Annotated in this window: 12 protein-coding genes; 3 read left to right on the top strand and 9 right to left on the bottom strand. The window is 45.1% G+C overall.

Annotated elements, in window-relative coordinates; genetic code table 11:
- Window positions 1-63: 63 nt before the first annotated feature.
- Genes fucU through MHH60_RS05040 form a run of 4 tightly spaced genes read right to left on the bottom strand, consistent with a single transcriptional unit; the run spans window position 64 to window position 4,416 of the window.
- Window positions 64-492, bottom strand: coding sequence for an L-fucose mutarotase (fucU, locus tag MHH60_RS05025; protein ID WP_076138304.1), 429 nt, complete (start codon window positions 490-492; stop codon window positions 64-66).
- Window positions 493-503: 11 nt separating this feature from the next.
- Window positions 504-1,154, bottom strand: coding sequence for a class II aldolase/adducin family protein (locus tag MHH60_RS05030; protein ID WP_038569477.1), 651 nt, complete (start codon window positions 1,152-1,154; stop codon window positions 504-506).
- A 20-nt stretch (window positions 1,155-1,174) separates the two neighbouring features.
- On the bottom strand, window positions 1,175-2,620 hold the full coding sequence (locus MHH60_RS05035) for a rhamnulokinase (RefSeq protein WP_076138305.1): 1,446 nt from the start codon (window positions 2,618-2,620) through the stop codon (window positions 1,175-1,177).
- 29 nt (window positions 2,621-2,649) lie between these two features.
- Window positions 2,650-4,416 carry an L-fucose isomerase gene (locus MHH60_RS05040; RefSeq protein ID WP_076138306.1) on the bottom strand — a complete coding sequence of 589 codons (1,767 nt, stop codon included), beginning with the start codon at window positions 4,414-4,416 and terminating at the stop codon, window positions 2,650-2,652.
- Window positions 4,417-4,657: 241 nt separating this feature from the next.
- Here MHH60_RS05040 and MHH60_RS05045 point away from each other — a divergent pair, with 241 nt between their 5' ends.
- Window positions 4,658-5,428: a DeoR/GlpR family DNA-binding transcription regulator gene (locus tag MHH60_RS05045; RefSeq protein WP_076130709.1), complete on the top strand. Its 771-nt coding sequence runs from the start codon at window positions 4,658-4,660 to the stop codon at window positions 5,426-5,428.
- A gap of 41 nt (window positions 5,429-5,469) precedes the next feature.
- Here the strand turns inward: MHH60_RS05045 and MHH60_RS05050 are convergent, their stop codons facing one another.
- The gene (locus MHH60_RS05050) at window positions 5,470-6,177 is read right to left on the bottom strand and encodes an SGNH/GDSL hydrolase family protein (RefSeq protein ID WP_076138308.1); all 708 of its coding nucleotides are present in this window, start codon (window positions 6,175-6,177) and stop codon (window positions 5,470-5,472) included.
- Between the two features lie 66 nt (window positions 6,178-6,243).
- On the opposite strand from MHH60_RS05050, the gene MHH60_RS05055 reads away from it, so the two are divergent.
- Window positions 6,244-7,218: an aldo/keto reductase family protein gene (locus tag MHH60_RS05055; RefSeq protein WP_076138309.1), complete on the top strand. Its 975-nt coding sequence runs from the start codon at window positions 6,244-6,246 to the stop codon at window positions 7,216-7,218.
- An 81-nt stretch (window positions 7,219-7,299) separates the two neighbouring features.
- Here the strand turns inward: MHH60_RS05055 and MHH60_RS05060 are convergent, their stop codons facing one another.
- Complete coding sequence (locus MHH60_RS05060) at window positions 7,300-9,975, bottom strand: YhgE/Pip domain-containing protein (protein WP_076138310.1); 2,676 nt, start codon at window positions 9,973-9,975, stop codon at window positions 7,300-7,302.
- 246 nt (window positions 9,976-10,221) lie between these two features.
- On the opposite strand from MHH60_RS05060, the gene MHH60_RS05065 reads away from it, so the two are divergent.
- On the top strand, window positions 10,222-10,749 hold the full coding sequence (locus tag MHH60_RS05065) for a hypothetical protein (RefSeq protein WP_076138311.1): 528 nt from the start codon (window positions 10,222-10,224) through the stop codon (window positions 10,747-10,749).
- A gap of 80 nt (window positions 10,750-10,829) precedes the next feature.
- Here the strand turns inward: MHH60_RS05065 and MHH60_RS05070 are convergent, their stop codons facing one another.
- The 3 genes from MHH60_RS05070 to MHH60_RS05080 are packed head-to-tail and all read right to left on the bottom strand — an operon-like array spanning window position 10,830 to window position 13,386.
- Window positions 10,830-11,795 (bottom strand): glycoside hydrolase family 43 protein, encoded by a 966-nt coding sequence (locus MHH60_RS05070; protein ID WP_076138312.1) that lies wholly within the window; start codon window positions 11,793-11,795, stop codon window positions 10,830-10,832.
- A gap of 12 nt (window positions 11,796-11,807) precedes the next feature.
- Window positions 11,808-13,085 (bottom strand): glycoside hydrolase family 27 protein, encoded by a 1,278-nt coding sequence (locus tag MHH60_RS05075; RefSeq protein ID WP_076138337.1) that lies wholly within the window; start codon window positions 13,083-13,085, stop codon window positions 11,808-11,810.
- Window positions 13,086-13,116: 31 nt separating this feature from the next.
- Entirely contained in the window at window positions 13,117-13,386 is a 270-nt protein-coding gene (locus tag MHH60_RS05080) for a DUF6171 family protein (RefSeq protein ID WP_076138313.1), read from the bottom strand.
- Between the last annotated feature and the right edge of the window lie 4 nt (window positions 13,387-13,390).

Consider the following 13,390-nt stretch of genomic DNA (forward strand, 5'->3'; position numbering starts at 1 on the left):
GCAGCATAAAAAGCCGCTAACTCCTTGGTCACCCAAGCGGTTAGCGGCTTCGTTTCCGTTATTTTAACTTTTAATAACGCCTTTTTTAAGAATAACGTTCCCATACAACGCTTCTTCACCAGTAACTATAACTGCATAACTTTGCTTAGAACGGTTATAGAAATCAAAACGTTCCTCATGTTTAATCGTGGCTTCAGCATCATGTTTGGCGATGATTGTCTCATATGTGGACCAGATAACCGGCACAGTTGGATCTCCTGCAACTACTGCCATAAAAGCCACCTGTTGCTCTGCGTAATGATCCAGAGGTAACAACTCTAAGATGGCATCCAGCAGTTCGGGAATACCGATGCCATCATATCTCAGTACCCTCGGATTCAACGAATGTCCGGGATAATTCGCATCAGCCAATACAAGCTCATCCCCATGACCCATTTCCATCAGAATGCGTACCAGCTCCGGAGAGAGCAGCTTAGGAATTCCTTTTAACATAAGGCACCTCTTTACTTCCCATAAAATGATCGCAACGCTACCAGCTCATCAATCCGATGCTGCGGCAATTCTCTCTCCCCGCCAATCATCCGGGTAATGAAGGTGAGCTTGGCGGTATACTCAAGCCGCTCCATGTTCAAGTACGCTTCCATAACATCTTCTCCCCATGTAAGGGCTCCATGATTCTCGAGCAGGACCGCAGTTTTTTTGCCCAAGAAAGGCATCAGTGAATCTGGAATTTCTTCCGTCGATGGTGTTCCATATTCCGCCAACGGAATATCTCCGATCATAATCACCGACTCTGGCATCATCATCTTGTCGAGCGCCTCACCTTTTATGGCAAATGCAGTAGCATACGGGGGATGTGCATGGACCACACCCTTCATCTCTGGCAGCTCATTATAAATTCTTAGATGCATTTTCGCTTCCGTTGAGGGTCTGTAGCCTTCAGCTGCTTCAAGGACTTCACCTTGCAGATTCACTTTTACAAGCATGTGAGGCTCTAAATATCCCTTACTCACCGCTCTGGGGGTAGTCAGAATTACATTCTCTGATAAGCGAGCAGAAATATTCCCATCATTAGCCGCGATAAAATCTTTATTAAACAGGTTTCTCCCGATATCACAAATCTGCAAACGTAATTTTTGTTCCAAGGTATCCATAGGGTTTCTCTCCTCGTATCCTATTTTTCACAAACCTTCACCAAAGAAGGCTGATATGTCTTAAAGGCAAAAGATCTTTCCACTACCTGCTTGCCCTCGCAGATTTCCAGTTCCCCTAGGGCAGCCAGTTGAATAATTATATTGCCAATTGCACTGGCTTCCACAGGCCCTGCTACAACTTTTCTCCCCGTAATATTAGCGGTAAGCTGACAGAGCAATTCATTCTGAATCCCACCACCGACCATATGAATGATATTGATTTTTTTGCCGGTGATCTCTTCCATTTCGTCAATCGTATGGCGATAGGACTCTGCTAAGCTCTCAAGTATGACGCGTATAATCTCAGCTTTCGTATAAGGGGCTTGCTGGCCTGTTCGTTCGCAATATTCTCTAATCCGCTGGGTCATCACGCCGGGTGTACTAAACAGTTCATCATTCGGATCAATAATTGCTGGGGCATGATTTATAGTTTCGGCTAGCTCAACCATTTGGCCTTGGCTGACGTATTTTCCCGCTTCGGCCCAATTCCTTTGCAGCTCCTGCAAAATCCATAGTCCCGTTATATTTTTGAGCAAACGATTAGATTGGCCGTAACACTGCTCATTTGTGAATCCGTATTCATAGCTTTTCTCTGTAATGACAGCTTTAGGCGTCTCCATGCCCACTAACGACCATGTACCACAGCTAATAAATGCTGCATCATCCTTTAGAGAATAAGGAATAGACGCTACTGCTGAAGCCGTATCATGAGAAGCACCCGCAATTACCTCCATTGAACCTACGCTAAGCTCCTCTTGAATTACCGGAAGGATAGAACCAATAACCGTTCCCGCTTGAACCCGTTGTGGCACTAGACCAACCGGAATATTAAGCCTGCTGAATACTTCAGTGGAGACTTCACCAGATACAGCATCCATTAAGCCACTTGTACTCCAAATCGTGCTTTCTGCTGCCGCGATACCAGAGAATAAATAGTGGAACAGGTCTGGCATCATTAAAATAGTATCTGCGACCTCTAGCAGAGAATCATTATCCTGAAAATCAGCAAACAGCTGATAAACCGTATTAATCAAGCTCGGTTGAATACCTGTAATGCTAAATTGCTCCCTTGGTGGAAGCAGCGCCTCCAACCCTAGACGATGGCTTCCCATTCTCCTATCCCTATAATGATGGGAGGAATAGAGCAACATCCCTCTTTTATCAATAAAACCGTAATCGACTCCCCAAGTATCCACGCTTAGAGACCTCAATTTTCCATGCGCCCTATAAGCTCTCTGGATTCCTTTTTTCATTTCGTGGAAGAGCTTCAAAACATCCCAATACAAATGCCCGCCAACATACACCGGCGTATTAGCAAACCGATGAATTTCTTCCATGCGAAGGGTGTTACCGTCATACAATCCCAACATCACTCTTCCGGAACTGGCGCCAAGATCCATAGCCAGAAGCTTAATCGTATCACCCATTTCAAGCACACCTGCTCCACAAGAAGATTTTAATATAGCGGTCCGAGATTCTGACAGGCTCTGTAATCTGCTCCTTCCAGATTCTCCGTCCCAAATAACGACCACACCCGTGGCCTGAAAATACGTGATTCCTCAACGTTATGCATACTTACTGGAATACGCAAAATCGACGCCAGCGTAATCAGATCCGCCCCGATATGGCCATAACTGATCGCCCCATGATTGGCGCCCCAATTATTCATGACATCATATACCGATTGGAATGAACCACTGTTAGTTAGCTTAGGAGCGAACCAGGTCGTCGGCCATGTCGGATCTGTTCTCTGATCCAAAGTATGATGAACCTCTTCAGGCAGCTCTACGGTGTGACCTTCAACAAGCTGAAGAACAGGTCCAAGCCCCTTCACCAGGTTCAAACGAGCCATAGTAACCGGCATTCCGCCTTGGGTTAAATAATCGGTAGAGAAGCCGCCTCCCCGGAAATATTCTTGAGAAGCAGGCCGGAATTGTGTATTGCTTAGACAAGCCTTAGCCTCTTCGTCTGTAATCTCCCAAAAAGGTTTGATTGCAGGCTTACCCTCTATCCTTTGCTCACCTGTGCCATCAAGCGCAGCCGAACCAGAGTTGATCAGATGCAATATTCCATGAGCTGCTTCTCCCTCCAATTGATGCCCCGTCACTCGCTTCACAGCATCAGGACTCCAGAAGGTTCGGACATCAGCAAAGATTTGTGCTGTATTCGTAAGCAAATAATTGAACAGCATCGTTACCCCATTCAGGCTGTCATTCTCTGTCGCTACGAGATAAGGTGCACGTTTACCGTTCCAGTCAAAAGAGGAATTCAACATCGTCTCCATGAAATCGCCGTTAGGGAAATGGTCCGTCCATTGTCTCTGGCCTTGGAAACCGCCAACAATCGCATTGTGGCCGTTAGCTTCCTCCGCAAAACCAAGCTCAGCGAGAACCGGATTGCCGATCATCAGGTCGCGGGCGATCAATGTCATTTTCACACAGGTCTCCCACTGCTTCTCTTTCTCTTCTGCACTGATTTGCAGATGCTGCGGATTATTATCGGCGCCAACTTGGCAGTTTTCTTTAGTCCACGCAAGCGCCCGCTTAAATTCCTCTTTATCATAAATCTCTTCTTCAAAGCGCCGGACATATTCAGACATATCGATATATTCATTGCGCATGCCCAGATACTCTTGGAAAAATTGTTCATTCACAATGGAACCCGCAATCCCCATCGAAACAGAACCCATAGATAAATATGATTTTCCCTTCATTTGAGCAACTGCTAAGCCTGCTCTAGCAAACTGTAGCAATTTAGACTGCACATCCGCTGGAATCTCTTCACTGCTAGACTCTTGAACATCTTCACCATAGATACCAAACGCAGGAATTCCCTTTTGAGCATACGCAGAGAGAACAGCAGCTAGATACACAGCACCCGGCCGTTCCGTTCCGTTAAATCCCCACACGGCATGCGGAATGGATGAATCCATATCCATTGTCTCTGAGCCATAACACCAGCAAGGCGTCACGGTGATCGACACCCCTACGTTAGCCCCGGAGAATTTCTGAGCCGCAGCAGCAGCTTCTTTAACACCACCGATCGTAGAATCGGCGATGATGCACTCTACAGGACTTCCATTCGGATACCTTAAATTCGCTTCAATAAACTTAGCCACCCGCTGAGCCATGCCCATCGTTTGCTCTTCCAGTGATTCACGAACGCCTCTTCTTCTGCCATCAATGGTTGGGCGGATACCAATTTTCGGATAGTTTTCTATCAATGCCGTTCCTCCTCAAGATCATCTTAGAGTCATCGTTAATAGATCCATTTCTCCTTCATCATAAAATCTGCAAGCGCTTTAGTCAACATAAAACAACATATTACCTAAACAAAAGTGTGGTTTTATGTGATATCATTATTATATATTGTGGTTTTATGTGAATATGTAATTATTTTTAGATTTAAACAACAATGTAGTACACTAGAAAGCAGACGATTTATATATAAAGGTGAGTGAACGAATGAAAGCATTTGAACGACGGGATCTAATTATTAAAGAGCTTTACAGACAGAAGAAGGTCCATGTCGCAGAGCTAGCGCAAAAATTCAACGTCTCGGAAGAGACCATTCGGCGGGATCTAGATAAACTGGACAAAGAAGGTCTTGCCAAAAAAAATTATGGTGGGGCCATTCTCAATGCCCATACCAATGAAGATCCTTCCTATATCAGCAGACACCAGGTCAATATTGAAGCGAAGCGAATCATAGCCGATAATGTACTGCAATTAATCAATGATGGAGACAGCTTGGTGACGGATACGAGCTCAACGGTGTTTGAAGCCTTGCGTAGAATTATTGAGGAGAAAAACAATCTGACAATTATTACGAACTCTCTGGTGGTATTATCCGAATTTCAACACTCCGGTCAAAAGCTGATTTCCACAGGTGGAATTTTAGGCCCCGAGACCAGCTCCTTTGTTGGAAATACCGCTTCACAGACGATTCGAAAATATAATGTGGATGTAGCCATATTCAGCTGTAAAGCATTGTCCATGACAGGCGGGCTAAGCGATTCAAATGAAGAAGAAAGTGAACTGAAGGTGCTTATGCAGCAGCAGGCAAATAAAGTGGTTCTGCTCGTAGATCACTCCAAATTTGACCGGACTGCGTTCATTAAGTTGTTCAGCTTTGATAGAGTGGATTATATCGTTACAGATCAGAAGCCTTCTGAGGAATGGACCGATTTCTTAAATAATTACCATGTATCTCTTATCTATGCGCCCGCTGAGTGATCAGTAGGTGCATAGATAAAGAGAGATAATGGCTTTATAACTTAGTTGTTTAAAAGACCACTTTCCAAGACGACCTTCAGCCATTCCCCAGCAATCAGATCATGCCCGGCAGTCGTCGGATGAACGCCATCCCACAGCCAGTAGGCTGCTTCTGCTCTCTCCGCAGCTGCATTGAAAGCATCCTGTAAAGGTACATAGACCGTATCAAATTGCTCAGACAGCTGCTTAACCACTCCCTGATAATGTCTAATCTTCGCTTCCCATTCTGCCCACTGTTCAGCTGGAGCTCCGGTATTTAAAATAAAAGGCTCACATAAAACCAGCTTCGTATGTGGCAGAACTTCACGTGTTTCTTCAAGTACGTGACGGTAAGCGCGTTCAAAACGGTCCGTAACTCCACTTGGTTCCCCTTTCATCATTCTCCAAATATCGTTAACCCCAATCAATATACTAATGATGTCAGGCTGCAAGCTAATTGCATCTTCATTCCAGCGTGCATATAAATCGGAGATTCGATCTCCGCTCACTCCGCGGTTATAGAATACCAGATTCTCTTCTGCCCGCTCATTCCCTAGCTTGCCTCCGATGATATACGCATAGCTATGTCCAAGAATATGATTCGGGTCTTCATCACGACCCCGATTCCCATCCGTAATGGAGTCACCCTGAAATAAGATCACTTTTGATTTTTTAGTAGCTGGATTAGTCATTGAATCTTTCATCTCCTTGATTACTAGTATATTAATCATTCAACTTGAATGTCTCCTATAATACAAGTAAAGTTATCATATAGAATACAAGGAGGAAAGAGAAAAATGAAATATAGAAGACTAGGCAATTCAGGGCTCAAAATCAGCGAGATCGGACTAGGCAGTTGGCTTACATATGGAACAGCAGCAGAGCAAAAGGCAGCCGATGCTTGTATCAGCAAAGCTTTTGAATGCGGTATCAATTTCTTTGATACGGCTAATGCATATAACCTTGGTGAAGGCGAAAAAGCGATGGGGGCTGCTCTACGCTCCTATGAAAGATCATCTTATGTGCTAAGTACAAAAGTCTTTTTCCCCATGGGAGACGATGTTAATAACCGTGGTTTGTCCCGCAAGCATATTATGGAGCAATGTGAAGCCAGCCTCCGCCGCTTAGGCACCGATTATATTGATGTGTATTTTTGTCATCGCTTTGATACAGAGACCCCTGTAGAGGAGACTCTACGCGCGCTGGATGATCTGACGGCTCAAGGTAAGATTCTCTACTCCGCTGTTAGCGAATGGAGCGCAGCCCAAATCTCCAATGCTGCTGGTATCAGCCGCAGACTGAATCTGCGTCCACTGATCTCGAATCAACCTATCTATAATATGTTCGAACGTTATATTGAAGACGAGGTCCTTGAAGTATCCCAGCGTGAGGGGCTGGGTCAAGTGGTCTTCTCTCCACTAGCGCAAGGAATTCTGACTGGCAAATATAAACCGGGACAACAACCTCCAGCAGGAACCCGTGCAGCGGATAATTCAGTTAATGGTGTAATCTCCAGCTACCTCCGTGATGATGTGTTGTCTGTGGTTGGACAGCTGGATGAACTCGCTCACAGTTTAGACCTGAAGCTGTCGCAATTGGCATTGGCATGGATTCTACGCCAGCCTGGTGTAAGTTCAGCATTAATTGGTGCCAGTAAGCCAGAACAAGTTGCAGAGAACGCCAAAGCTGTAGATGCAGTACTCTCCGCAGATACTTTACAGCACATCGAAGAGATTCTTAAGCCGGTAGCTGATTTTGCTCCTGCCAGATAACCTTTTGCACAATTCCATATAATACACAAAAGAGGTTGTGCCAAAAACCATCACCATGGCTTAGGTACATCCTCTTTTTCTTTAGGAAATCAATTTGGACTCTTCGGCTTGTTCAGATGCCTTATGGATAAACGGCTCCAGTGGTTTCTTGAGGAGTAATGCCAGCAAGAATGCCAGCACACCGAAGATAATCAGATAAATTACATCACGAATCGCCACTTCCGGCAGAATTCCCCCAACCGCCTCCCGCATCAGACTAATTGCATAGGTAAACGGCATATACGGATTTAATATTTGAAAAAAACGCCCAGTCGTACTAATCGGAAATGTACCGCCAGAGCTAGAGAATTGAAGCACCATAAATACGATCGCTATCCCTTTTCCCAGGTTGCCAAATACAGCGACAAGGGTAAATACAATGGTTACGAACACGATGCTGATTAACACTCCAAAAAGTACAAACCACACCTTATTCACCACGTAACAGTGCAGAATAAAAATGTTGCCAAGGACAGCCACCAGTCCCTGAAGAATTCCCACCGTAAGGAAGGTCAGCAGGCGGCCAAAATACAATTGATATCTTTTGTACGTTAGGCCTCCCGTATCCACACCTGTGCGGAGAAGAGAGACAAGCAGTGTGCCTCCGACCCATAAGGAAAGTACAACATAAAAAGGAGTCATTGCTGAGCCGTAATTCGGAATGGGATATAACTTATTCTCTTTTAACACTACCGGATTGGCCAAAAAATCACTTTTGCTCTTAATATCTCCTCCGAGCAGTTGCGCAATTTCCCCCAGATCAATCTCCTCTTTAATTTGGCGGATCGTGGAGGCGGCTTTTCGAATCGAGTCTTCCAGTACTGGAAGATCATTTCTCACCAAATCTGCGGCAAGCGCCACTCCTTTATCCGCACGGGGGAGTCCTGTACGAATCAACTCCGAGACCTGATGAACCCGCTCTTCTACGGTAGGCAGATCCTGACGCACGAAATTCGCAGCTTGTTGTATCTTTTCCCCTGCAGTAGGTAAGCTGCTCTCCAATAGCGGAAGTGTATCTCGGATGAAAGCACCAAAGCCCTGGGTCTGATCGGCAACCCCACTGGCTGCTGTGTGGACCGCTTCGCGTATAGCTGGCAAATCCTGCTGCAGACTAGCTAAGCTTGTCTGCCCGAACTCAATCGCCGACATTGTCTCTTCCAGCAGGGTACCCAGCGCGGGTAAGCGATCTGGCACCTGCTGCAATGCGGTGGCTGTGACATCTGCCGCCGAAGTTATTTGCTCCAGTGTATTTTTTATGGCAGGGATAGTCGACGAATCATACCCTGAGATAAGCTTCGCAATTGCCAGCTTCCCAAGACCAGACTTTAGGAACAATGGGTTAATTGCACTGGAATCAGCGTTATCCTTATTCTGAAGGTCAGCCGTCATAGCATTTACCAAGGACTTCTGACTGTTCAAAACACTGTCTACACCTTTCAATGCTGCAAGATCAGCAATAGGCACTGTTTCAGGTGAAAATGTGTTCAATGCATTTAACATAGAAAGTGTGTGTTCAATCACGCTGCTTCCTGCAGCCAACTGTGCTGAGAGTAACTCCAACTGCTCACGTACAGCTTGCGGCTCGTTATCCTCTCCCTTTAACTGTTCAGCAAGCTTGACCACCGAGTTCTCCGTTTGCTGTAGGAGATTAAGATTCTGTTTGATAGCTGCTGGAACAGCTTCAAATGCAGCACTGCTCTTCTCCAAAAATTGTTGAAGCTCCAGAACAAAATCATTTCCGGCTGAAGCAATCTTTTCTGCCTCAGGCAGTGCTGTTAAGGCAGCATTAACGATTTTATGCGCTTCCGTAAGACCTTGCGAGGCCTGAGCCATGATCTGTTCAACTTCACCATAATGGTTATCAAGTTGAACGATTAGCTGTGCCGCTTCTTCAATCTTGGGCAGCTTGTCCTGTAGCCCCCCTAAATGTTCTAAGGTACTCGCGATTTGCGGCCAATGCTCAGCAATTTTCTCTAAAGCCTCACCCGCTTTTTCCACCTCTGGCAGCTTATTCTCCAATGTGGAAATACGCTCTGCTGAGGCATGAATCTGCGGCCAATTTTCCTGGATTTTCAATACTCGTTTACCTGCGGTTTCAATTTCTGGCAGACTCGCCTCTAATTTAAACAATCCTTTTTCTACCTTGCGTATAATGGGCAATTCAGATTGAAATTCCTTATCGATTTGACTTAAAACAGTAAATACCGTCTCACTAATCGTTTCCGTGAAATTCTCACTGATCTGTGTGGTGATTGAAGTGGCACCTTTATCCGTGATTTTAGGAGCAATCGCATTTATTTTTTCATTGACGGTATATTCGATCTCCGGCTTCACAATCGTTCCTTCAAGAATTCCAGTCATTCGTTTGGAGAAATTAGCAGGGATAACAATACTGGCATAGTAGTCTCCGCGTTTGACACCATTATGTGCAGTCTCTGCATCTACAAAGGTCCAGCCCAAGTTTTTATTGCTCCGAAGACTTTCCATGACCTCATTGCCGATATTAAAATCCTTCTCCTGCACCTTAGTACCTTCATCTAAGCTGGTAACAGCAATTTTAATGCCAGAAGTATTGCTATAAGGATCCCATACTGACGCAACGTTCACCCAATCATACACGGAGGGCAATACCACCAAAGCGGCAACCAGCAATACGGCCACAGGAACTCTGAATAAGTTACGCCAATCGTTCCTATAAATCCGTAGTATTCCGCCCATTCGCTGCTCCCCCTAATCTGCATGTTTTGATATTTTAATATGCCCGAGGAGACAAGCTTTTACTATTCATTTTAGGGAACTCGTGACTTCTCATTGCTTTTTAAAAAAACTTTTAAAAAAATGCAACAAAAACTGCTCTTCTCACGTAAAGAGTAATATAAAACCCGTTTAAGAAAAAACAGAGCGGGTAATAAGTTTTATACAGTTTTATACAACGTCTTACATATCTCAAGGGGGAGATTAATAATGTTTAAGAAAAAGTCAGCGTATGTGTTACCGGTTGTTGTTCTGTTGTTTCTTTCCCTCATTACTTCTGCAAGTACCGTTGGAACACGGGTAGATGCGCAAGATAGTGACAAGACCCAGCATCAAACAGTTTACTTTCATACTATTGAATCCGACCATGGCAAGCTCTCCGGTACGACCGATGAAATAAACTGGTATCAGGGTGCTGATGCCGATCGAATCTTTGCTGAAAGAGATCCAGAAGCTGCAGCAGAAATAGGCGGAGCTCCAGACAGTTATTATATTGTAAATGATGTCGATACTCTGACAACTTATCCGATTGCGGATAACGCCACAGTGACGATGCAAATTTTTGATCACAATGGCAATATGGATGACTTGGATATCAACTGGAATGAGTCCATCACCTTACAGCAATTTATGGATCAATTTAATAAAACGGATGTCATCGACTTGAGCCAGTTCCCGTATCACATCACCATTCAGGATGGCGTAATTACTTCTATCGTTCAACAATATATACCTTAAGGTGCAACATAAGAAAGAGAGTTACTCAGCAGCCATGTACATGGCTTATGAGTAACCCTCTTTTTTATATACTCAACGAATTATTGTTTAGCAGCATCCTTAACGGGAACCCCAAAATTCGGCGTACCATCTTCATTCCAATAGAAGACTTGAGCACGAGTATGACGGTTCGGATCGTACAGTGGATCGCCGGTAATTTCTTTATAATTGCGGCAGTGGTAGATGAGTACATCTTCCCCATTTTCATTTACAGTAAAGCTGTTATGACCCGGCCCATATTGTCCATTCTCTTCATTGGTCTGAAATACCGGTTCCGGCAGTTTTGTCCATGAAGTGGCATCCAGCAGGTCGCTGTCCTCATCTGCAACCAAAAGTCCCATGCAGTAATTGAAGTCCGTAGCGCTAGCCGAGAAGCTGATAAAGATACGGCCGTTACGTTTAAGCACTGCAGCTCCTTCGTTTACCTTGTATCCAATAATCTCCCAGTCATATTCAGGAGTAGCAATCATGGTCTGCGGACCGGTTAGCGTCCATGGATTACTCATTTCCGAAATATACAGATTAGAATTCCCCTCAATATTCAGATCCTTCTGTGCCCATACATAATACAATTTCCCTTTGTGTTGGAAGGTGGTTGCATCCAATGCAAAGGATTCCCAGGCGGTTTTTACCTGGCCTTTTTCTACCCATGTTCCTTCTAAAGGATTAGCAGATTCATTCTCAAGAGCAAACATACGGTGATCGAATAATCCATCCTTAGTCTCCGTAGTACGCGCCGCCGCAAAGTAAATGTACCATTTCCCGTCAATATAATGGAGCTCTGGTGCCCAAATATTTGCACTGAGCGGACCCGTCTCATATTTACGCCAAGCTACAACCGGTTCTGCAGCAGCCAATCCCTCGATAGTTGATGCTCTCCGCACTTCGATCCGGTCGTATTCTGGGACAGAAGCAATGAAGTAGTAATAACCATCTGTATGTTTATATACCCATGGATCAGCACGTTGCTCCACCAATGGATTTTTATATTCTACACTCGTATTCATAATCTCTCTCCTCTATTTAAACTTTAACAATACAGAACCATGCTGTGGAAGAGTTTGAGAAATACCTTCGTTAACCACTTCCAAATCGCGGCTTTGCCATAGATCACGTATAGTACTAGGAATTGAAACCTTAAGCTGCTCGAACGACACCTGTAGCGTTAAGGCTTCATCGCTAAGATTAAACAAAGCTACATAATGGTTACCTTGTTCATCCTCAGATGTCCAGATCGCATGCTCCTCATTTAGCGCTACCTGTCTGCCGCCTTTACCATAACGATGCAGATGAAGCACTTCCTTATTGGTCAATAAAGATAATGTCCAATCATCATTGTCCCGAAGTTCTCCTCCAAACATTAACGGGGAGCGGAAAATACTCCAAAGTGTCATCATGGTGACCTGCTCGTCATGAGTAAACCGCGTGAACCGGTCTCCCCCGCCATCTACAGAACGAATGCCCAGATGACCTAACGGCAGCATGTCACAATCCGGCCAATGGCCCGGCTGCACATAAGGAGCCCATTTCTCACAGCGCTCAAACATCCCGCGCAGCAAATGCCAATGATCCCAGTAGTCATCGGTCATTCTCCAAAGGTTAGCGTGTCCGGTTAAGTGTTCAGCCTCTTCCACTGGAGCAGGTCCAGGCGAAAGACTGAGCACCATCTTGCGACCGCTGCGGTCAATAGCCTTACGGATCATAGCAACTTCTTCTTTGTGATATCCATAAATGCGAGAAGCGGCAATATCATCCACTTTCACATAATCCACACCCCAACTGGCATACAACTGGAACAGCGAGTCATAATACGCCTGACTGCCTTCTTTTGAAGCATCTACTCCATACATGTCTGTATTCCATGGACAAATAGAATTTGGGTGAGCCACATCGCGTGCGGTTTGCTCAGATCCTAGAATGGCACTGGCCGCATGAGCAGCCTGACGCGGGATTCCGCGCATAATGTGTATGCCGAATTTCAAACCCAATCCATGTACATATTCAGCGAGTGGCGCGAACCCTTTGCCTCCCGCTGCGGAAGGAAACCGGTTCTCAGCAGGTTGAAGTCTGGAGTACTCATCCATAACCAGCGGTACAAAGTTGCGATACTGCGAAGAATTCGCCCCAGGCTCATACCACTGAATATCCACAACTACATATTCCCAACCAAAGTCCTCCAAATGGGTAGCCATATATTCTGCGTTGCCTCTTACTTCTTCTTCATTTACACTGGCTCCGTAACAATCCCAACTATTCCAGCCCATCGGGGGCGTAGCAGCTAACAAATTTTGTTTGATGATTTTCACGTCCTTTTTAAAAACTTAGTAACTACCAGCGAGGTGCCGAGGGATAAGGGCAAGTAGAGTCCTGCAATCTTGTTCTTACCTCTACGAGACAGCCACAATAACGGCAAGTGCTACCAAATTGCAGGCCAGAGCAATCTCGGCAATGTTCAATACGCAGCAAATATTGCCCCTCCGGCGCTAAAGGTCTTTCTTTAGTGGCTATTTCTATTAAACGCTCCAGTTTTTTTGGGCTTATTCTCATGTTCTCATCACAGCTTTTGCAGCGACGGTTTTTTTCTTGGTTCTCTGACATGATG

This window comes from Paenibacillus sp. FSL H7-0716, assembly GCF_038002705.1.
Lineage (GTDB): Bacteria > Bacillota > Bacilli > Paenibacillales > Paenibacillaceae > Paenibacillus_AQ > Paenibacillus_AQ odorifer.

Coding starts and splice junctions, on each gene's coding strand:
- MHH60_RS05055 (WP_076138309.1), top strand. CDS start 6,244: ATGAAATATAGAAGACTAGGCAATTCAGGGCTCAAAATCAGCGAGATC.
- MHH60_RS05050 (WP_076138308.1), bottom strand. CDS start 6,177: ATGATTAATATACTAGTAATCAAGGAGATGAAAGATTCAATGACTAAT.
- fucU (WP_076138304.1), bottom strand. CDS start 492: ATGTTAAAAGGAATTCCTAAGCTGCTCTCTCCGGAGCTGGTACGCATT.
- MHH60_RS05060 (WP_076138310.1), bottom strand. CDS start 9,975: ATGGGCGGAATACTACGGATTTATAGGAACGATTGGCGTAACTTATTC.
- MHH60_RS05045 (WP_076130709.1), top strand. CDS start 4,658: ATGAAAGCATTTGAACGACGGGATCTAATTATTAAAGAGCTTTACAGA.
- MHH60_RS05070 (WP_076138312.1), bottom strand. CDS start 11,795: ATGAATACGAGTGTAGAATATAAAAATCCATTGGTGGAGCAACGTGCT.
- MHH60_RS05065 (WP_076138311.1), top strand. CDS start 10,222: ATGTTTAAGAAAAAGTCAGCGTATGTGTTACCGGTTGTTGTTCTGTTG.
- MHH60_RS05035 (WP_076138305.1), bottom strand. CDS start 2,620: ATGGGTGATACGATTAAGCTTCTGGCTATGGATCTTGGCGCCAGTTCC.
- MHH60_RS05030 (WP_038569477.1), bottom strand. CDS start 1,154: ATGGATACCTTGGAACAAAAATTACGTTTGCAGATTTGTGATATCGGG.
- MHH60_RS05080 (WP_076138313.1), bottom strand. CDS start 13,386: ATGTCAGAGAACCAAGAAAAAAACCGTCGCTGCAAAAGCTGTGATGAG.